General features: G+C 67.9%; 18 protein-coding genes and 1 pseudogene. 7 read left to right on the top strand and 12 right to left on the bottom strand.

The annotated features are described in order from the left end of the window. Positions 1–74: 74 nt before the first annotated feature. Positions 75–1,094 (bottom strand): annotated as a pseudogene (locus tag NJE57_RS06435) (reverse transcriptase family protein); the annotation flags it as partial. A 611-nt stretch (positions 1,095–1,705) separates the two neighbouring features. Between NJE57_RS06435 and NJE57_RS06430 the strand changes: the two are divergent. Further along, complete coding sequence (locus NJE57_RS06430) at positions 1,706–1,861, top strand: hypothetical protein (RefSeq protein ID WP_319027574.1); 156 nt, start codon at positions 1,706–1,708, stop codon at positions 1,859–1,861. Positions 1,862–2,175: 314 nt separating this feature from the next. On the opposite strand, the gene NJE57_RS06425 is transcribed toward NJE57_RS06430, so the two are convergent. Further along, positions 2,176–3,126 (bottom strand): alpha/beta hydrolase, encoded by a 951-nt coding sequence (locus NJE57_RS06425; protein ID WP_319027573.1) that lies wholly within the window; start codon positions 3,124–3,126, stop codon positions 2,176–2,178. Between the two features lie 58 nt (positions 3,127–3,184). Between NJE57_RS06425 and NJE57_RS06420 the strand changes: the two genes are divergently transcribed. Then, on the top strand, positions 3,185–3,739 hold the full coding sequence (locus tag NJE57_RS06420) for a helix-turn-helix domain-containing protein (RefSeq protein WP_319027572.1): 555 nt from the start codon (positions 3,185–3,187) through the stop codon (positions 3,737–3,739). Positions 3,740–3,887: 148 nt separating this feature from the next. Here NJE57_RS06420 and NJE57_RS06415 read toward each other — a convergent pair whose 3' ends face one another. The 4 genes from NJE57_RS06415 to NJE57_RS06400 all read right to left on the bottom strand — a co-directional run bounded on the left by NJE57_RS06415 (position 3,888) and on the right by NJE57_RS06400 (position 7,115). Then, a complete protein-coding gene (locus NJE57_RS06415; protein WP_319027571.1) occupies positions 3,888–4,631 on the bottom strand; it encodes an MBL fold metallo-hydrolase in 744 nt (247 codons plus the stop codon). Next, a complete protein-coding gene (locus NJE57_RS06410; RefSeq protein ID WP_319027570.1) occupies positions 4,628–5,569 on the bottom strand; it encodes a fumarylacetoacetate hydrolase family protein in 942 nt (313 codons plus the stop codon). The genes NJE57_RS06415 and NJE57_RS06410 overlap by 4 nt, the downstream gene beginning before the upstream one ends. Continuing rightward, positions 5,566–6,000, bottom strand: coding sequence for a TetR/AcrR family transcriptional regulator (locus NJE57_RS06405; protein ID WP_319027569.1), 435 nt, complete (start codon positions 5,998–6,000; stop codon positions 5,566–5,568). Before NJE57_RS06405 ends, NJE57_RS06410 begins: the two co-directional genes overlap by 4 nt. 401 nt (positions 6,001–6,401) lie before the next feature. Continuing rightward, positions 6,402–7,115 (bottom strand): TetR/AcrR family transcriptional regulator, encoded by a 714-nt coding sequence (locus NJE57_RS06400; RefSeq protein ID WP_319027568.1) that lies wholly within the window; start codon positions 7,113–7,115, stop codon positions 6,402–6,404. Between the two features lie 117 nt (positions 7,116–7,232). On the opposite strand from NJE57_RS06400, the gene NJE57_RS06395 reads away from it, so the two are divergent. From NJE57_RS06395 to NJE57_RS06375, 4 genes are all read left to right on the top strand, one after another. Further along, positions 7,233–8,210 (top strand): fumarylacetoacetate hydrolase family protein, encoded by a 978-nt coding sequence (locus NJE57_RS06395; protein WP_319027567.1) that lies wholly within the window; start codon positions 7,233–7,235, stop codon positions 8,208–8,210. Beyond that, positions 8,207–8,833 carry a VOC family protein gene (locus NJE57_RS06390; RefSeq protein ID WP_319027566.1) on the top strand — a complete coding sequence of 209 codons (627 nt, stop codon included), beginning with the start codon at positions 8,207–8,209 and terminating at the stop codon, positions 8,831–8,833. Before NJE57_RS06395 ends, NJE57_RS06390 begins: the two co-directional genes overlap by 4 nt. Then, entirely contained in the window at positions 8,830–10,662 is a 1,833-nt protein-coding gene (locus tag NJE57_RS06385; protein ID WP_319027565.1) for an FAD-dependent monooxygenase, read from the top strand. Before NJE57_RS06390 ends, NJE57_RS06385 begins: the two co-directional genes overlap by 4 nt. 402 nt (positions 10,663–11,064) lie before the next feature. Continuing rightward, positions 11,065–11,937 carry an SDR family oxidoreductase gene (locus NJE57_RS06375; RefSeq protein WP_319027564.1) on the top strand — a complete coding sequence of 291 codons (873 nt, stop codon included), beginning with the start codon at positions 11,065–11,067 and terminating at the stop codon, positions 11,935–11,937. Positions 11,938–11,943: 6 nt separating this feature from the next. Here NJE57_RS06375 and NJE57_RS06370 read toward each other — a convergent pair whose 3' ends face one another. The 5 genes from NJE57_RS06370 to NJE57_RS06350 are packed head-to-tail and all read right to left on the bottom strand — an operon-like array spanning position 11,944 to position 17,852. After that, positions 11,944–13,539: a bifunctional 3-(3-hydroxy-phenyl)propionate/3-hydroxycinnamic acid hydroxylase gene (locus NJE57_RS06370; protein WP_319027563.1), complete on the bottom strand. Its 1,596-nt coding sequence runs from the start codon at positions 13,537–13,539 to the stop codon at positions 11,944–11,946. Continuing rightward, entirely contained in the window at positions 13,536–13,898 is a 363-nt protein-coding gene (locus NJE57_RS06365) for a DoxX family protein (protein WP_319027562.1), read from the bottom strand. The genes NJE57_RS06370 and NJE57_RS06365 overlap by 4 nt, the downstream gene beginning before the upstream one ends. Beyond that, positions 13,895–15,781 (bottom strand): acyl-CoA synthetase, encoded by a 1,887-nt coding sequence (locus tag NJE57_RS06360; protein ID WP_319027561.1) that lies wholly within the window; start codon positions 15,779–15,781, stop codon positions 13,895–13,897. Before NJE57_RS06360 ends, NJE57_RS06365 begins: the two co-directional genes overlap by 4 nt. Next, a complete protein-coding gene (locus NJE57_RS06355) occupies positions 15,778–16,716 on the bottom strand; it encodes a fumarylacetoacetate hydrolase family protein (protein WP_319027560.1) in 939 nt (312 codons plus the stop codon). Before NJE57_RS06355 ends, NJE57_RS06360 begins: the two co-directional genes overlap by 4 nt. Continuing rightward, entirely contained in the window at positions 16,713–17,852 is a 1,140-nt protein-coding gene (locus tag NJE57_RS06350) for a VOC family protein (RefSeq protein WP_319027559.1), read from the bottom strand. Before NJE57_RS06350 ends, NJE57_RS06355 begins: the two co-directional genes overlap by 4 nt. Positions 17,853–17,975: 123 nt before the next feature. On the opposite strand from NJE57_RS06350, the gene NJE57_RS06345 reads away from it, so the two are divergent. Then, positions 17,976–18,614 (top strand): TetR/AcrR family transcriptional regulator, encoded by a 639-nt coding sequence (locus NJE57_RS06345; protein ID WP_319027558.1) that lies wholly within the window; start codon positions 17,976–17,978, stop codon positions 18,612–18,614. A gap of 43 nt (positions 18,615–18,657) precedes the next feature. Here NJE57_RS06345 and NJE57_RS06340 read toward each other — a convergent pair whose 3' ends face one another. After that, positions 18,658–20,322, bottom strand: a complete 1,665-nt coding sequence (locus tag NJE57_RS06340) for an FAD-dependent oxidoreductase (protein WP_319027557.1) — start codon at positions 20,320–20,322, stop codon at positions 18,658–18,660. Positions 20,323–20,351 lie beyond the last annotated feature (29 nt).

Genomic DNA, 20,351 nt, shown 5'->3' with positions numbered 1-20,351 from the left:
GTGTCGTAGTCGCCGCGGCCGACGCGGGGTCGGTCATTGACCACGAGGCCTGCGAGTGTCTGTCGCTGATGCTCCCGCATGATGCGCACCTTGCCCGCGTGGACGGTGAATCCCTCGGCGGCGATCACCTTGCGTACCACCCAGAGGGCGCGGTCCGCGTCCATCGCATCGCCAGACAGGGCCAGGTCGTCGCCGTAGCGGGTGTAGGCCAGCCCGTTGGCGGCGGCGAACCCGTGCAAGCGCCGGTCCAAGGATCGCATCACCAGGTTCGACAGATGTGGAGACGTCGGAGCACCCTGCGGGAGATGACGTCCGCGGAGATAGGTGGCGTGTGCCTCGGGCACGTCGACGAGCTGTTGTGCGGGTGTCGCGGTGGTGCACAGGTCAGCCAAAACCCGCGCGATCGTGGGCGGGTACCCGGCACGACGGAACACGTCGGCGATCCGGGCGGCGGTGATGCTCTCGAAGCAGTGGCGCAGGTCTGCACGCAGAACTGTCGCCTTCCCGGAGTGCGGCCGGGCGAAATCAGCGGTCGAAGACCCTGGGATGAACCCTTTTGCCGCCGGGTGCGCCGGAATCTGAGACACCAGGAGACGCAGCAGTCGCCGCTGGGCTTCGCGCAGTCGCGGCTTGGGGGCCTCGATCACGCGGACCCCGTCCCGCTTCTCGCGGGTCCACACCCGGTAGTGCTGCAGGCGAGGAGAGGCCGTGCGCAACCAGCCGCCGTGGTCGGCGAACCACTCGAGCTCACCGATCGTGAGGTCAAGCCACTGAGCGACCTCGCGCACCGAGTAGAGCGGTGGCAGTCCGTCGTCGATCGTGTCCCGTGCGGGCGGCTCGGGCAGGACCACCGTGGTGGCCTTCGCCGGTGGCCTGGTCCACTGCTTCAGTACGCGACGTAGAGCCTCGGTCGGATGCCGGGGCTCCTCGGGATACAACGCGAGTAGCAACGGCAGCGCGTCGCGTGCGATGGCCCCCGGCAGGACGGAGTCGAGTGCCCGCAGCAGTTCGGGCCAGGTCCAACCGATGTAGGTGCGGGAGAACCAGGCGGCGGCGTCGTTGACCTCGTTTGCTGTCAGGAGTCGTTCGGTCATCGGGTCGCGGAGCCGTGGCCGGCGGGCGAGGCGACCCTGAACTCGTCTCGGCGGTGCCGTGTCGCACGCGGAGCGTGCCGTGTGGCACCGGACGCAGGAACTCGCTGTGATGTGTACCCAGGGGTTGCCCCTGAGACGGATCGGATCGATCCACTCTCGCCTCGCCCGCCGTCCACGCCGCTCAGTCTGCCAGCGTTGGCCGCGGATGATCGCTCGCCTCCGCATTCCGGTTACCCTCGCCTGACGGGACCTTGCCAGTCTGCCCCAGGAACCCTGCTGGATAGTCACCGCAGTCCTCAACAGGGCGAGGATCTACCCGCCCCGCCAGTTACCTCCCTGGTGCTCGCCCGCCACGTCCCAGGTGGAGAACTGACGTCTGCGCCACGTCCCACCCGGGCCGTTGGGGCGGTGTATTGACGACGACGACGATTTCAGGGCGTCACATGGCTGAGCTGCGAGCTTCGCAGATTCACGCCTACCGGCACTTGTGCAATTTAGCGCGCTCCATATTTTGGGCCGGGCGTCATTGAAGGAGGACGGCGGGGCTGGTGCACGAGTAGGTGACATCTGATCTGGCTTGTCCTGCGAGGCGGGCCTGGAAGGATGTTGTTGTGCCCAAGCCCTGTCCCCAGGAGTTCCGCTACGACGTGGTGCGCGTCGCCCAGGTCCGTGAAGAGGGTGTGACGCTCGAGCAGATCGCCGCCGACTTCGGGATCCACCCCATGAGGTTGCAGAAGTGGATCCGCAAGGCCGACGTGGAGGCCTGAATCAAGCCCGGCACCACGTCGGCGGAGTCCCAGGAGCTGCGCGAGGCCAAATGCCGCGTTCGGCTGTTGGAGCAGGAGAACGAGGTCCTGCGCGGAGCTGCTGCGTACCTGTCTCAGGCGAACTTGCCGGGAAAAGGTGGTACCCGCTAATGAACGAGCTCGCCGCTGACTCCAATCCCCGTCGCGGTGGCGTGCCGGGTACTCAGGGTGGTGATCGTGGCCGCGTCGAGGAGCCGTCGGTGATTAACAGACGGCGTCCCGAGCACATCGAGAGCGTCTTGTGAGGACCGACCCAGGAAGTGCTGGAGCTGTCGTCATCGGACGGCTCCGACGTGGCGGTCCAGGAAGGCGATCTGATCGGACACGATGTGCTGGAAGTGCGGGTCCAGGTAGGGCTCGAAGTGTGTGCAGTCGTAGGACTTCACCTCGCCGTTGGGGATGCGAGCCACGATCTCACGCGCCTTGGCGTACGGCGTGACGTCGTCTTTGATGGCCAATTGCACCAGCGTTGGTGCGGTGATCTTGGCAGCGTGTCGGCCCGGTGAGTAGAACGGCACCCGCAGCGCGATGCGAGCTGCGACATCGTTGTCGGCCAGCAGTTCGTCGCGCTTGTCGCCAGCCATTTCTAGTACCAGGTCATAGGCGCCCGGTGAGGTCATCATGGCGACTTCGCCGTCTCGTCCGATGGACTTCACCCGGCGCGGCGGGCGGCCCAGCCATGCCCCCACCTGATCGCGCGCCGCCGCCAGCGCCAAACGAGCCACCAGTGTGGGGGATTGCGCGAACGCCGACGCGGGGCCGGTGACGTGCGGTACCTGCACTATCACGGCCGCCAGCGCGTGGTCCCGGGCGGCGAGGCTCAAGATGTGACCGCCACCGAATGAGGACCCCCACCCGACCACGTGGGTGGTGTCGACGCCGACGAGGCCACGGGCGTAGGACACCGCGGCGCGCCAATCGGCATGCTGGGCGGCGATATCGAGCACCCGTCGAGGCTGCCCGTCACTCGCGCCCCAGGACCGGTAGTCGAACACCAACGCGGCGTACCCCGCTTGGGCGAACCGGGCGGCATAGGCGTCCAGGCGCAGGTCCCGGGTCGCGGCGAACCCGTGACCCAGCACCACGATCGGCGGGTTCTCCACGCCATCGGGACGGTACAGCCACGCCGCGCATGCCACACCCTCGGAGGGGAAGGTGACGTCCTGTCGGACGTAGGTGTGCACGGCCGTGGGCTCTCCAGGCGAAGCCGGTGTGTTGATCGTCATTCAAGAGACGGTAGCAGGTCGTTGAATGCCGTTCAAGAGGATCGTCTACGATCGAGTGATGCCAGAGAACAGGCGACCCCAGGCGCCGGAGGAGAAGCGGGCGGAGATCGTCGCCGCCGCCCGCGAGCTCTTCGTCGACGCCGGCTACGAGGCCACCCCGATGAGCCGCGTGGCCGCGACGGCCGGGGTTACCGCGAACACCATCTACTGGTACTTCGACGACAAGGATGCCGTTCTGATCGCCGTCCTGGACGCCGTCATGGCAGATGCGTTGGACCAGTACCAGTCGGTGGCCGCCGATCCCATCCCCGTGCGATTGCTGTGGGTGGTGCGCCAGTTGCAGCAGATGAGCCGCCTGGTCAGCACCGTCCACTCTCGTGCCGAGCGCTCACCGTCAGTGGCCATGTGGCACGACAACTTCCACCTGCTGACTTCCAGCTTGTTCCGCAACGAGCTCGAGGCCGCCGGCGCGGCCGCGGACGGACTGGATGCCGAAGTGATGATCGGCGTCTTCGCCATCGAGGGCCTCCTTATGCACCCTTTGGGCGAGGAGCAGCAGCGTGCCGTCTGCGACGCCCTCACGGCGCGGTGGATCCCATCATCGAGGCCATGACGACGGACGTTCCGCCTACCAGGGTGGCGCGGTGCGATCACGAGAACCAAAGCTCTGCCGCCGGCAACGGGCCGCAGGCCGCAGGAGGGCCGACATCGCTGGTTTGAAGGCCAGGTCGACCCGTTCGGTGTCACCGGTGGCTCCGTCGTTACCGCATTCTGTCGACGTTGCGGACGATGTCCTCGATGGCCCCTTTTGCTACGGGTCCGTGTCCGGGCACGATCACGTCGGCGTGCAACCCGCTCAGCTCTCGTAGGCTCTCTTCCATTTTGGTCTCGTCTTCGCTGAAGAAGCTCGGCAGGAGCTGCGGTCGCGGTGGCCCCGGTAAGAGTGGGTGCGCGGTGACGAGTGCATCCCCGGTGAACAACACCGCGGCTGCCTCGAGGACGTAGGCGGTGTGGCCGCTGGTGTGGCCGGGGGTCGAGACGGGAGTCGGGGACCCGGGCAGGTCGAGTGCTTCGCCAAATGGAACCGGCGCTGCTGACGGGACCGTCATGCTCGCGTGCGGTAGGACTGCTCTGAGGGTCTGGGTCACCCAGGTGATGCCGGACCAGTGGGTGCACTGCCGCAGCATCTGGCCTGGGGTGATCTGCTCCTGGTAGTCGCGGTGGGCGTGCGCGACCTCGTCGGCACCGGTCAGGACGGGAACGCTGCGCTGTGCGAGAAGGGTGGGGATTCCGCCCATATGGTCGAGATGAGCGTGGGTCAGCAGCACGGCTTGGACGTCCTGGGGGGTGCGTCCGATGGCCTCGAGCGAGGCCAGCAAGGCTGTTCCGTCGTTGGGGTAGCCAGCGTCGATGACTGTGACGGCGTCACCGTCAGTGACCAGGGCCCAGTTGACGTTCGTGCCGGTGACTACGTGGACGGTGTCGGTGACTTGTTCGATCCTCATGCGTGGCCCCCAGGGGCGATGGAGTGACGAATCGTCCCGACGTTCTCGATGACGAGCTCCAACACGTCGCCGGGATGGAGTCTCACCCCGGCCTCGATGCCGGAGCAGCCCGGCAGAGTGCCGGTGCCGAACAATTCACCGGGGTAGAGCTGCTCCCCGCGTGAGGCGTGGGCGAGGGCCTCGGCGATGGAGTGGTGGGGGTTCCGTGTCGAGCTCGTGGCCACGACGGTCCCATTGACGCTGACGCTGGCACCCAGGTCGGTCGCGTCGAGGCCTGCGGCGGCGACCAGGTCCGCGGACATGGACGAGAGGAAATGCTTGGCCTTCTGTGGGCCGAATCCGCTGCGCATCTCCTTGAGCTGGACGTTGCGGGCCGAGAAGTCGTTGAGCACGACGTAGCCCCCGATCGCCTCAAGGGCTTCCTCGGGGCTTGCGCCACGCAGGGGTGCGCGCAAGACGAACCCCAGCTCGAGCTCGTAGTCAAGGCTGTCCGCGTAGGCGGGTGCGGCGACCGGTGTCTCGGTGGAGACAAAGGTGAGCGCGTTGCTCATGTAGTAGATCGGCTGTTCGTACCAGAGGGCCGGGGGTTTGAACTTCGGGAAGGTCGAGCCGGTGACCCGCTCGTACAGGGCGGTGAACCGGTAGGCGCCGGGTAAATTGGTGCGAGCGATGCCTCGCGATGCGGCGATGACGTGTTCTTCGTAGAGCATGAAGTCCCGGAAGGACAAGGGCGCGAACGGCAGCAGGGCGTCACTTCCGACCCCGGCGGCACCCTGCGGGGCGGGATCGCGCCGGGCCGGTCCGGCAGGGATCCCGAACGGGTCCCTCGCGCCGGCATCCCACGGCGCCCAGACGCCGTCGACCATCACCTCGGTGATCGGTCTGCCTTCGATGAGCCGGCGACGGGCACGCGAGGGGCTGCGATCAGGATCGGTCATGGCATCCTCCTGGAGCCGTCGAGCAGCAGGTCGACCTGCTGCTCGATCATGGTTGTGGGATCGTCCCCGAGCAGGAGCTGACGCAGGTGTAGCGACGCCACCACCATCTCCAGAAGCAGACGTAGGTCGGTGCTCTGATCGAGCTCTCCGCGGTCGATCCCGCGCTGGATCATAACGCTGGCGAGTGCGAAGCGGTCGTCCCAGAACCGGGTGCGGGCTTCTGTGAGCGCCTCAGGCCACTCGAGTGACGCCGTCGCGCGGAGTACAGCTCGGCCGCGGCGAGATGTGTCCTCCCACGTACCCCACCTCCGGTAAAGCGAGGACGGGGCGACCGAGGAACGCGTGGCGATCTCCGGCAGGCTGACCTGCGTCAGGCCTTCGTCCAGGCAGTCCAGCGCAGCGTCGAGGACGGCGCGCCGGTTCACGAACATGGGCGGGTTCGACAAAGACCGGTTCACCAGGCAGTTCGATGGGTTCAGGACTTTCCAGGTCGCGGCCTCCTGGCCGAGCTGATCACCAAACCGGCTCCGCGCCTCCTACGACTCCCAGCGCCTCATGCACGTCCTGCTCCTCGGTCTCGCGCCACACGCCGGCTACCGTGCCGAACGGATCGAGTTGGACTTCGCCGGTGAAGGCGCCCGCGGCTGCATGACCGCGGGATCGCGATGGTCACGATGGAGATGCCCAGCACCTTCCAGTGCCGCCGACCGCTCTCAGTCGAGACCGAGGACCTGTACAACGCCGTCGTCGAGCAGCTCGCCGCGCACCCATGAGTCGACGCCAACCGCATGGGGCCACGACGTCGCCACGGCCGCTGTGTCGCGGTCGGGTATCAGCCCGACGCGGCGGGTGTCTCCGGCCAGCCGCCGGTGCGTACGGCTTCGAGGGCGGCATCGACGTCGACATCCGGATCCAGAACGGCAGCGGTCCTGACAGCCGCGGAACCCATCTCGACGAGCCAGGTCACGAGGTGGTCGACGGGGGTCCGGCACCCTGTTCGAACCCAATTCAATGACGCCTCGTCTGCGGCCGCGATGATGGTGCGACCGACAAGCTGGACGGTGTCGTTGCGTGAGTCCACCCCGGTGAGCCGGGCCAGCATCTCCAGAGCCCTGTCGCGTCCTGCCTGCGAGGCTTCGCATACGTCCGAATCCGGTGATCGCCCACCGGAGATCAGCCGCTGGGCCAGCGCAGGGTGATCGGCCACATAGCACAGGTGGGCACGTAGACCGGCTCGGATCGCGTCGCCGGGGTTGTCGGTGGCCCCTGCGGCGAAGGCTGCGTCCATGTTCCCGACGAACCTGTCGAGGACTGCCCGGTACAACCCCTGCTTCGAACCGAAGTGGTGGAAGACGAGGCCGTGCGCGACCCCGGCTCGGTGCGCGATCTCGGAGACCGTGACCGCGCTGTACTCGCGTTCGGCGAACATCTCGGCGGCCGCGTCGAGGACCCGACCGCGCGTCGCGACCTTGCGCTCAGCGCGCGATATCGGCTCGGCGGCGACTTCAGAGCCGTCCCCGGTGTTCGCCTCGTCGTCCCTCTTCACGCACCCGAGTGTACGAGAGGGTCAACACCGCCGAACGCGACGACTGTCGATCATTGACCCACAGTCAACCAAGTTGATACTGTCCTGGCTCATCGGGTTCGACACGAAGGAGCCAGCATGGCCACCAGGCTGATCCGGTTCGTCGCTGAGGGGACGACGCACTGGGGGACTGTCAGCGGTTACGAGGTCACCGCTCTGGAGGGCACCTATCCGACGACCGGCGAGTTGCTGGAACGTGGGGCGAAGGAGTGGCGGACCGCTGCCGACCGGCCGCCGACTCATCTGCTGTCCGCCGTGACCGTGGTGTCCCCGGTGACCGTCCCGTGCCGGGTGGTCTGCCAGGGCGCGAACTACCGCCAGCACGCCATCGAGTCGGGTATGGATCCGGACAACCGCGCGTTCAACCTCTTCTTTGGCAAGACCGACGCCTCGGTGACCGGGCCCTATGATCCGGTCACGCGCCCCGGCCACGTCCGCCTGCTCGACTACGAGATCGAGCTGGGCCTGGTGATCGGAGCCGCCATCGATAGACCGGTCACCATCACCGACGACCAGCTTCCCCGGTACGTCGCCGCGATCACGATCGGCAACGACATCTCGGCTCGTGACGTCCAGCTACCGCAGGGGCAGTACTTCAAGGGCAAGAGCTACCGCGGGTTCTGTCCGCTCGGTCCCGAGCTACTCGTCCTCGACGAGGCCGACTATGCACTGCTCGACCATCTGAACTTGGAGCTGCGGGTCAACGACGAGGTTCGTCAGACGGACTCGACGTCGAACATGCTGTACCGCCCCGCCGAGTCGCTGAGCGAACTGAGCACGTTCTGCAACCTGTCGCCCGGAGATGTCGTTCTCACCGGCACGCCCCACGGAACCGCAGCGAAGTCGCCCCATCCGCTCGTACGCCGCCTGGCCGCCGCACTGCTCCCCGAACACGTGATGTGGCGGTTGTTCATCCGTCGCAATGAGGCCGGCCCCTACCTCCGGCCGGGCGACCTCGTCACCGCCTCCATCCGCTCGGGAAACGGGTCTCTCGATCTGGGCACACAACGCACTCCCATCATCGCCGCAGACGCAAAGAATGGAGAGCCAGGATGACAATCGCAGACCCGGTCGACAGCCCACTGGCTCCAGAGATTCTCGCGCACTATGTGGTCAAGACGCCGCGAGCGTCGGAGATGATCGAGTGGTATCGGACAGTCCTGGGCGCCAGAGTCGTTCACGAGGACACACAGATCGCCTTCCTCACCTGGGACGAGGAGAGTCATCGGCTGGCCCTCGTCAAGATCCCCGGCGTGATGCGCTATCTCTTCCCGCTGGCGAGGCTCCGCCGCAAGCTCCTCGGCGTCGACCACCTGGCCTTCACCTACAGCTCGCTCGAACGTCTGCTCCTCAATCACGAGCGCCTCGCCGCGCTGGGAATAGAGCCGGTGTGGTCGATCAACCACGGACCCACCACGTCGTTGTACTACGAGGATCCAGACGGTATCCGGCTCGAATTCCAGGTTGAGAACTTCCCCACCGCCGAAGAGACCGCCGCGTTCTTTGACAGCAAAGGGTTCGCGGACAACCCCATCGGTGTGACGATCGACCCGAGTTATCTTCTGGAGCGTCTCCGTAGTGGCGAGCCTCCGTCCTCGCTCGTTCACCGACGGGCTGGCGTGCGCCCGGGCACCACCGCCCGGGCCAACAAGCGCGCCATCACCTTCCGCACCCTATGAGCCCGGAGACTCGTGCGCCGGTCGTGATCTCCGGCGCGGGCAGCACCGGCGCGACCCTCGCGTTGCTGCTGGCATCGCGCGGGATCGCCTCCCTCGTCCTGGACCGACGGCGCGAACCGCTGACCCACCCTGCCGCTCACGTCATCAACGCCCGCTCGCTCGAGATCTGGCGCGAGATCCACCCCGACCTCGCCGGGCAGATCGCGGCCCTCTCCCCGCCGATCTCCGAGATCAACCTCATCCGGTGGATCTCGTCGACCACTGCGACGCCCCTGGGAGAGATCGACCTGCTCTCGGACCCACAGCAGCTGGATCACGTCCGCTCTCTCAGCGACTTCCTCATCTCGCACGTGGGCCAACACTTGTTGATGCCCGTGCTCTGGCAGTGGCTCGACGACGAGCCGCTGATCGAGTTCCGCCGGGGAGTGAGTGTGCGCGACGTCTCCCAGGTCGGGGACCGCGTGGTGGTGAGCACGGATGGCGGACAGCTGTCGGCGCCGTTCGTGGTCGGCGCAGATGGCGCCAACAGCCCGATTCGTGAAGGCCTCGGGATCAGTCTGCGTGGCCCGGTACTGGCGCGTATGGCCAGCGCGTTCTTCCGCTCCCCGGACCTGCATCCGGGGGAAAGGCCCCTGCTCACCTGGATCTACCGACCCGAGTTCGCCGGGGTGCTCATCGCGCACGCCGACCGGCACTACGTTCTGATGGGTACCTACCTGCATCCCGGCCAACCGATCGCCGCCAGCCCGGACCAGTTCTGGCGCGAGAAGCTCCCCGCCGTGCTCGGTGAGGGCAACACCTACGATCTCGTGTCGACCGGCGCGTGGACGATGACCTCGCAGATCGCGTCCACTTTCCGACGGGGCAGGGTCATCCTGGTCGGCGACTCGGCCCATCGCTTCCCCCACACCGGGGGCTACGGGCTCAACAGCGGCGTGCAGGATGCGCACAATCTCGCGTGGAAACTCGACGCCGTGCTCACTCACGGTGCCGATGAGACTTTGCTCGACACCTACGAGTCGGAACGCCGACCAGTCATCGAGCGATTCGCCGAGCACAGTGTGTCCAACCACTTCCAACTCGACGCGGTCACACGACACTTCGGCGCGACCAACCGCGCGTTGTATCGGGTGACCCGTCTGATGGGTCGGGCGCCGCTGACATGGCTGCCGGCAGGGATGGCGGCGCGCGTCTCCGAGCACCTCGTCCGGGGAGGCCTCGCGCGGACCGCCGTGCTTTCCAAGGAGTCCCCCCGCGCCCTTCGTGCCCGCGCCCGAGCCACCGCCGCGATCCCCCTGCAACTGCCGCACTTCGTCTCGACCGGCCTCGAGTTCGGGTACTGCTATGACGGGCCGCTGGTAGCCGTCGACGACCGGGAACGTCAGTCCAGCGCAGCGGACGACGTCGTGGACTACGCACCGTGCGTCGTGCCGGGCGGGCGGTTGCCGCATGTGTCGTTGGTCGGTACCGCGGATGGTCGGCGGTCCATCCTGGAACTGGTGAACCGCTCGCCAAGGACAATGACGCTCATCACCGCCGAGGCTCGGGCGTGGCAGGACCACCTCGACGGCGACTCGACCGGACCGGTGGTGATCGACGTGGTCGACGTCATTCAGTGGTGCGTCGAGCCCGAGCGTGCCGCCATCCTGCTGGGGCTCGACCGGGGCGGAGCCGTCGCCGTCCGCTGCGACGGGCACATCATCTGGAGCACCGAGACCTCGGCCGCGTCGTCAGCGGGATCTCTTGTGTCCTTCCTCAAGGCGCGGTGGGCGCCGGTGTTCGGGGCGTCGATGGCGTCGTCACACCTGGAGAAGGAGCCCCGTCCATGACCGACACCGTCCATGACCGACACCGCGTCCGGAGTCGTGACCCCCGAATCGAGCAGCGCGACGCTGGACTCGATCGCCCGGCGCGTGCTGTGGACGCCCAGGGCGATGATTCACCACGCGAACCGGGTCCGCCCCAATCCGAGTGGTCTGAAGGTCGGAGGGCACCAGCATCGTGCGGGTCCATGGTGCACATCATGACGTCGCTGTGGTTCGGGCAACTGCGCCTCGGCGACCTCGAGGAGCGTTGCATGCCGACGCTGCACGAGTACGGCGGGCCCGTCATCCCGGTATCGATACCGATAGCATCGTCCGAGCCGCGCGGGACTCCGTCGGTTAGCTTAACCCCGCCATCGACGGGCCTGCACACCCGCGACCTCCAACAGCAGATCCACGGAAGGGCCCATGAACACCAGCGATCAGACCGATCCCGCACGCCACGACGAGGCACCGGACACTCAGGTCGTCCTCGTCACCGGTGCGTCGAGCGGCATCGGGGCCGAAGTGGCTCGACTGTTCGTCGACCGTGGGTACACCGTGTTCGGCACCAGCCGCAGGCCCGACGCTGTCGCCGACCCCGTGCCGGGCGTGCGATACGTCCGGCTCGATAATGCTGACACCGGCACCATCCCGGCGCTGCTGACCGAGGTCGGCCAGGTCGACATCCTCATCAACAACGCGGGCGAGAGCCAGGCCGGCGCTCTCGAGGACACGCCTGTGGCCGCGATCGAGGAGCTCTTCGCGATCAACGTCCTGGGCCCCGTCGCGCTGACCAAGGCCGTGTTGCCGGGGATGCGGGAACGGCGCAGGGGGACTGTCGTGATGGTCGGGTCGATGCTGTCGAGCTTCCCGGTGGCCTTCCGCTCCAACTACGCCGCCACCAAATCCGCTCTCAAGGCGTTCGCGCTGGCGACCCGGCGCGAGGTGGCACCTCACGGGATCCGGATGATCGTCGTGGAGCCCGGAACCATCGCTACTGGTATCGGCGAGCGCCGCACCACGCACATCGGCGAACGGTCACCGTACCGCGCCGAGTTCGAGGTGTTCGCCGCGGCGACCCGCCGTAACGAGCGTAAGGGCCTCGACACGACCGCGATGGCTCGGACCATCGTGGACGCGGCGCTCGCGGCACATCCCAGGCCGTTCTACGCGAAGGGGAACTCGGCCCCCGTGGTCTTCCTTCTGCGCCGGTTCGCCACCCGCGATGTCATCCTCGCCATGACCGCACGCAAGCACGGCCTGCGCCGGGTGCGTCCCCGGGCCGCTGGCCGGGGGTAGACCTGCTCAGCCCACCCGGGCCCGGGGGGACTCGGGCGGCGGCCCGCCCTTGCCGACCGCGAGGCGGGGGAGCAGGGTGTACACCTCTGCGATCGAGCGGCCCGCCGCCATCACCGTCGCGTCCGGTCGTACGACCGCCGCTCGTGCGTGGTGGGCGTGCAACCACTGTCCGAGTGGGTTGTCCAGCGCGACGACGACGGTGGCCCCGCCACGACGCCTGATCTCGAAATCCTGCTCAGGGGTGGGTGTATCCACGGCGATGATCCGGAAGCCTGCCGTGTAGTCGTCGAGGCGGCGACCGTCGGCGGCCACCACGGCGTTCGGCGCGAGGTGCCCGGCCAGGCTGGCTGCGCTCGGGGCCGTCACCCATCGCGGAATTCCGGAGCCCACCACCCCGCGCCTGACGTAGCAGGACGGCCGGAGTGCGGGGGTCGTGCTGTCGATCAGTCTCGTCGCCAGGCCCGGAGCGGCTGCGAGCACGGGCGCGACGGTGCGGCGCAGGACGTCGCCGCCGTGACCCCCGCCGGTCATGGCGGCGCCCGTCACCATCGCCAGGCGGATGAGACCGGTGCAGTGCGGGATGCGCTCCCGCTCGTAGGAATCGAGGGTCGATGACGGCGCGTCCCCCTGGAGGACGGCGGCGAGCTTCCAGCTGAGGTTCGCGGCGTCGCGCAGACCTGCGCCCATCCCCTGGCCGATGAACGGTGGCGTCAGATGCGCGGCGTCACCGAGGAGGAAGACCCGGCGATCACGCCAGCGTTGGGCGACTCGCGCCCGAAAGGTGTACTCGGCCGATCGGACCAGTCTCAGGTCTGCCGCGTCGACTCCCATGAGCCATGGCTGCAGCAGGGGCACAACCGAATCGATGTGGGCGTAGTCCTCGGCCGTCTCGTGGTCGAGTAGTTGGAACTCCCAGCGGTAGCGGGTCTCGCCGACGCGCATGTAGGTGGCCGCTCGCTGGGTGTCGCACACCTGTGCCACGCCATCCCACTGGCGTAGGTCGGCCGACGTCTCGACATCGATGACGAGCCACCGCTGGCTGAACCCGAGATCCCGCCATTTGGACGAGATCGCCGAGCGGGTGATGCTGCCGGCGCCGTCGCAGCCGAGCAGGTAGCTCCCGCGGAACGTGATCCGCTCGCCCGTGTCGCGGTCGGTCGCCGAGACCGTGACTCCCGTATCGGACTGATCGATTCCGCTCACCTCGACCCCGGAGCGGAAGGTGATGAGTTCCGTGCGTTGGGCGACGGCGCTACGGAGGAGTTCCTCGAGTCGGGGCTGATCGAACATGGACGCGGCCGGAAAGCCGTTCGCGCCCATGCCCGGGTCGCGGGGGAACTCGGCGATGACCTGCAACGAGGAGGTGACCAGGCGTAGGCCGAGGGCAGGGCGGGATATCTCTGCGAACCGCGGACCGAGCCCGAGTCGCGCGATGATCCGGTACACCTCGTCGTCCAGGTGCACCGCACGCGGTTGCGGGTAGATCCCCTCCCACCGCTCGAGGAGGATCGACGGTACCCCGAGGTCGGCCAGTAGCGCCGCCGCGGTCAGTCCCGCCGGGCCGGCGCCGACGATGAGAACGGGTTCGTGGTGTCGGCTCATCGGGACCCACTCTGTTCCAGTGCGCCCTTGGCGGAGTGCGCGGCGCCGACGCCGACGAGGACTGCGGGGACAGTGGCTGTCCAGCTGTCACCGACACGCCGGTGAGCCCAGCAGGCGCCGCCCATCAATGAGCAGACCGCGACCGCGGCCACCGCACCGACCCGGGGGTGGCGCCGTCCGAGCAGGAGCCCGGCCACGCCGGCGAGCTCGCAGGCGCCGATGACGCGGAACGCCCGCCCGGAGAATCCCAGGTGACGTGCTCGTTCCGTCATGGGTGCGAGCGCGAGGATTTTCGCGGTACCGGTGGTGGTCAGCACGAGTGCGACACCACGCGCGGCGAGGGTGTGGGTATCGGTCATGAGGGGGAGCGCCCGTCGGCCGGCGCCCACTGCCAGTGGATCGCATAGTTGTCGAGAACACGAGCTGCGGTGTCGACGTCCCCGGGCTGCTGCACCACAGCGACGACCGAACCGTCGACGATCCGAGCGTCCAGCGATGCGGGTACCCCGGCGTCGGTGAGCGCCGCGGTGAGTGCGGTCTCGGTGGCGAGCGCTCGCAACGCGAGCTTGTAGGGCTTGCCCACATCGGTGACCGGAAGTGCGTCGATGATCGTGACCTCTTTGGGAGCGGCCGCGGCCTCCGACACCCGCTCGGTCGCCCACGCCCGCAGGTCACCACCGGACACGGTGGCACCGTCACGCACGGTGACATATCCGACGGGCACTTCGCCCGCGTGCACATCGGGACGCCCGACCACTCCGGCGTCGGTGACATCCGGGTGTTCGAGAAGCGCGTCCTCGACCGCGCGGGGATCGATGTTGTGCCCGCCGCGGATGATGAGGTCCTTCGCGCGGCCGGTGAGGGTCACGAAGCCGCGTTCATCGATTGATCCCAGGTCGCCGGTATCCAGCCACCCGTCGCGAACAGCCCCGCCGTCATCGAGATCGAACCCGTCCGCGCTGCGGCGGCGCACGTAGCCGGCGAACACGGTGGGTCCCGACACGACCAGCCGCCCGGCCGTACCGGCGGGAAGTTCCTGCCAGTGCTCGTCGACGGCGCGGATCTGCTGATAGGGCAGGCGTTGCCCGACCGAACCGGCAGGCTGGCCGTCGAAGAAGCTGCGAACGCTGGCGCAGGTCGCCTCCGTGAGGCCGTAGCCCTCGAGCAGGGGGACTCCGGTGTGCGACTCGAACCCCTCACGCACCGCGGGCGGCAGCATGGATGCGCCGACCAGACAAGCCCGGAGACTGGAGATGTCGGCGTCGATCGGGCACTGTGCGAGCACAGAATAGACGGTAGGGACTGCGCTCATCGCGGAGATCTGATTCGCCTGCACCAGTTGCCAGAACACGCCGTAGAGGGCGATATCGCGGTACCCCAGCGGTCCCGCCCACACGACGGTCTGTCCGCGCAGCGTCGGGGCGAGCACGGTGACGATCAACGCATTGACGTGAAACAGCGGCAGAGCGGCAAAGGCGACAGAGTCCTCGTCGAGCACGGTGTTCGCCGCGATCATCCACGCGTTGGAGACCTCGTTGCGATGTGTGTGCCCGGCCAGCTTGGGTACGCCGGTGGTTCCACCGGTGTGGAACAGCGCGGCGAGCTCGTCGGGACCGCGGTCCTCCTCGACGGCGAGGCGGGGGAGCTCGGCCGCGTCGAGGTAGGCGACGGTGACGTCTCCCAGGTCAGGCACGTCGGGGTTGGTGTCGGCCCCCGTGGGGCGCAAGAGGAACACCGTGTCGATACCGGTGGCGGCCACGATATCCGGGAGCCCCGAGAACACCGCGGTGTCGAGGTCGGGGCCGGCAGCGACGAGGACCCTCGAGCCCGATCTGTCGATCAGTTCGGCCACGTGGTCGGCGCTCATGGCCGGGTTGATCGGGGCGGCGATGCCTGCGCGCTGTGCCGCGAAGAACACCTCGATCAGCTCGACACAGTTCGGCGCCAGCAGGGTGACCGCGTCCTGACCGCCGACGCCCGCAGCGCGGAGAGCGGCGGCGTGGCGGTCGACGGCGTCGAGCAACTGCGCGTACGTGCGGTCGGTGGTCTGCTGCCACCGGGTCGCATCGGGCATGACGCGCAGTGCGGTGCGGTCAGGCCACTGCTCGGCCGCGCGGGTGAGAACCGCGTACGTCGATGACGGCAACCCGCGAGCGTCGAGTGGCGTCTGTTCGATCAGCGTGATGTCGTCGGGGGTGTCGTAGGTCGGCCACAACGAGGCCGATGAGGTGGGGGCGATCATGCGTAGCGCACCACGTTCCGCTGCACGCCGAGGTCGAGTGTCCCGTCGCCTGCACGGACCGACGTCTCGACGATGTCGCCGTCCTGCAGGTACTTCGGGTTGCCGGCCTGACGCTTGAAGAACGCCTTCCACTTCAGGTGCGGTGGGAGCAGGGCTCCGATCATCTCGATGGGTTTCGCGGGTGCGGTGAGTGCGGTCCCTCCGGGGGTGCCGGTCAGGAGGAGGTCGCCGGCGTCGACACGCTGGAACCTGTTCAGGGTTCGTACCGCCTCCAGGGGGCTGTAGATCATGTCGGCGACGGTGCTGTTCTGTCGCGTCACCCCGTTCACCCGCAGCTGCAGGGTTAGCGTGGAGAACGTGTCCCACTCACCGGGTTCCAGCAGCACCAGGACGGGACCGACCGGGGTGAAGCTCGGGTAGGACTTCGCCTCGTAGAACTGGGTCTTGGGCAGCTGCACGTCGCGAGCTGATACGTCGTTGGTGATCACGAGGCCGGCCACGGCATCGGCGAGGGTCTCCTCGTCGACGGTGGCCCCGACGGGCAGGCTACGTCCGAAGACCAGACCGATCTCGACCTCGTAGTCCAACAGCTGCACGTGCGCGGGCTTGATGATGTCGTCGTTCGGCCCGACGATCGATCCCGAGGCCTTGCGGAAGAACGTCAGCGGGACCTTGTCGGGGTCCATTCCGGAATCGCGGACGTGCGAGACGTAGTTCGTCATCTGCGCGATCACCCGGCAGGGTGCTGTCACCGGCGACTGCAGTTCCAGGCTCGCCGGGTCCACGACCTCGCCGTCGTCGGTCGTGGCCAGGACGACAGCCTGACGATCCGCGATCAGCTCGGCGGTGGTGGTCGCGCGCGTGTCGATGCGACGGGCGCCGGCGGACACCAGCACCCACCATGCATCTGCGGTACGGAGGACGGACAGGCTCATGTGCGGGCTACTTTCATCAGGCCGAGGAGGCGTTGGACGTCGAACTCGTTGTCGGACTCGCGCAACGAGGAGAGAATCGAGGTGAACTCGCGCAGCGCGGCGCGGCCGGGCTTGATACCCAGGAAGTCTGCGGTCGCCGGCGGGCCCCACTGGTTGAGGCCTGACGCCGTCATCGGGGCCCAGCCGGCGTCGACCGTGCTGTCGAAGTGGTCACCGTCGGTGAAGTGCTCGACCAGGAACCCGTCCGGATCGCGCCAGTAGTCGAAGAGCTGGCTGCCCTGGATGTGGCGACCCAACCCCCACGAGTGGTCGTATCCCCGGTCGAGGAGGTACTCGCTCCCGGCGGCCAGGGCGTCCAGATCGCAGACCTGGTAGGCGGAGTGGACGTATCGGTCGGCGGGGCCGAGTGTCAGCGCCAGGGTGTGGTGGTCGGCGACCTCTCCGCCACGGTCGCACCGGATGAAGCTCATCACGGGTCCGCGTTCACGTTGACCGGGGTAGTACAGGAAGTCGCTCACGATCATGCCCAGGTTGTGCAGGTACCAGTTGAGCGACGACAGATAGCGCGTCGACGAGAGCACGACATGACCGAGGCGCTCGACGACCGCCGGAGCCCGCGGGGGCCGCTGAGTGCTGTTGACGCGGGTCCGGTCGCGTTCGAAGTTGAACGGGTTGCGGACGCTCTGCAGGGGCAGCGCCGGCCATTCGGTGACTCCTGAGACCACCCGCACGCGGCACCCGCTGGGATCCCGGGTGGTGACCGCACACCCTCCGAGGGCGTCCCCGAGGGACTCCACGGGTCGTCCCCACTCCGAGGCCAGTGTGTCGACGTCGGCGTCGTCGGCCGCGAGAAAGGCCGCGCCGGTGAACGCGGTCCGCGCTGCTCGACGGACGATGACACACGGCGGCCCCGCGAGGGCGCCCCGCAGGTGCAGCTCATCGGGAGTCTGAAAGGTGGGGGTGAACCCGAAGTCCACCGCGAACGCGGCGGTGCGGACGAGATCGGGCTTGTCGAACTCCAACCAGGCGATGTCGTGGACTTTCACGACCGGGTCCGGCCGGCGCCCGGGATGTTCCCCGGGCAAGGCGCCCTGATCGGCGTGCAGTCCCTCGTGCACGTCATGGTTGACCGTCATCGCGACCCCCGTCGTTGTGATTGACGATATCGTCATATACGTCGCGTGCGTCAGTCAAGTCGGCTGGCGATTTCGTCACATGTGAGTGTGGGAGCATGTAACCCTTCGTGGAAGGAGAATGCGATGGCCCAGGCTGATCCGGGCGCTCTCACGCGCGCTCAGAGACGCAAAGCCCAGACACGGCGGTCCCTCATCGGTGCCGCTCAACAGTTGATGGCGCAGGGGCGAACCTCGGTCTCGGTCCTCGACATCACCATGATGGCCGACGTCGGCAACGGCTCGTTCTACAACCACTTCGCCACGAAAGAGGAGTTGTTCGAGGCAGCGGTGATGGCCGTCGTCGAGGACCACGGCGAGTTGTTGGACGCCTTCACCGAGGGCATGAGCGATCCTGCGCAGATGTTCACGCAGAGCTTCCGTTTGACCGGTCGTCTGCACCGTAGGTATCCCGAACTGAGCAGAGTCGTCGTCAATCACGGTTTGTCGGTCCTCTCCACCGCCGACGCGGGGTTGCTTCCCCGGGCGCGTCGCGATATCGAGGTGGCGGTCGCCGCCCGGCGGTTCGTCGCATCTGACATCGACGTGGCCCTGACCGTCGTCTCCGGGGCCGCGCTGACGCTTGCGCTGCTGCTGCACGATCAACCCGGACGGGACGACGCGGCCACGACCGACGCCGTCACCGCTCACGTTCTGCGCGCCTTGGGTGTGAGTGAGGACGAGGTCGCAGCGCTCATCGCTCTTCCGCTGCCGGCCTGGGATTGACCGCGGCCGGGAGTGCTCGCGGGGTGTCCCGGCCCGGGGCTGGTCAGGTCGCGGTGCTCGCGACCTGCACCATCTCGTCGACCGACACCAGCTTGCGGCGGCGGCGGCCGTCGCTGCGCCCGGCCGACCGTTCGTGGTCGTCGATTGCTGCCCACCCGGCTGCGTCGACCCGGTGGCCGTGGCGCTCGGCGACCAGTGCGTCGACGTCGTCTTCGCCGATCGCGGGAGACTGCAGGCGACCCTGTGTCCAATCGGCGATCACGGCCTCGGCGGTCTGCAGGCCACACTGTCTGTTGGCGCCGATCCCGCCTCGGGCGCCGCGTTTGATCCAGCCCGCGACGTAGACGCCGACCACCGGGGATCCGTCGTCGATCACCCGGCCGCTGTCGTTGGGGATGACGGCGGCACCGGGGTCAAACGGTAGTCCGGGGAACGGATCCGCTCGATACCCGATCGACCGGATCACCGCGGACGCGGGGACGGTCGTCTCCGGGCCCGTGGCGACGACGCGACCGGTCTCGTCGGCGCTGTACGCCATGCGCGTGACCCGCACCCCTGACACGCCGTGCTCGTCTCCGAGGATGGCGGTGGGGGAGGACAGGTAGCGGAACGCGACCGAGCGCCCTGCGCCCGTTGGTGTGCGGGCGGCGTAGCGGCGGGCCAGGCGTAGCTTGGTGGCCGTGGTCGGGTCCAGAGAGCCCGACTGCTCGTCCCTGTGGGTCTGCGGGTCGAGAACGAGATCAGCGGGGTCCACGATGACGTCCACGCCGGAGAGCGAGGCGAAGGCGTCGAACTCGGAATTGGTGTATGCGGCGTGAGCCGGACCGCGTCTGCCCAGGACGCTCACCTGCCGCACCTGCGAATGTCGAAGGGCATGCAGTGCGTGATCGGCGATGTCGGTGCGCGCCAGCTCATCGGGATCCGTCACGAGGATCCGTGCCGCGTCGAGGGCCACGTTGCCGTTGCCCACGATCACGACGGACTCGCCGCTGAGGTCGATGTGATCGTCGGCATGGTCGGGATGGCCGTTGTACCAGGCCACGAAATCGGTGGCGGCGAGCGACCCGGCCAGGTCCTCGCCGGGGACTGCCAGGGAGCGATCAGCGGCCGCGCCGGTGGCGACGATCACCGCGTGGTACCTGGCGCGGAGTTCGTCGAGGGTGACGTCGACTCCCACCTCGACGTTGAGGAAGTACCGGAACTCGTCGCGCGACGCGGTCGCGGCGAATGTCCGCTCGACGCCCTTGGTTGCTGCGTGATCCGGGGCGACACCCGCGCGCACCAGACCGTAGGGCGTCGGGAGGCGGTCGAACATGTCGACCCGGACGCCACGGTGACGCAGGAGTTCCCCCGTCGTATAGAAGGCGGCTGGCCCCGCACCGATGACCGCAACCCGAAACGGGAGTGGTCCGGACTCCGTTGCCTGGCGGGGCGGCGTCCACGAACCGACGACCTCGCGTCCCCGGAAATAGTCCGCATTCATCTGCGGAAAGCTCGAGTCCAGCGGCAGCAGGTCGTCCGGAACGATGGCGTCGACGGGACACTCGTCCACACACGCCCCGCAGTCGATACAGGCGACCGGGTCGATGTGCAGCATCTCGGCGCGGGCGAAATCGGGCGACCCGGGTGTCGGATGAATACAGTTCACCGGACACACCGTGACGCAGCTCGCGTCGTTGCAGCACGGCCGCGTGATGACATGGGCCACCGGTCATCCTCCTTGAATCGTCACGAACC

The organism is Dietzia sp. PP-33 (assembly GCF_033790845.1).
Classification (GTDB): Bacteria; Actinomycetota; Actinomycetes; order Mycobacteriales; family Mycobacteriaceae; genus Dietzia.
This window is presented reverse-complemented; position numbering and strand designations above follow the sequence as displayed.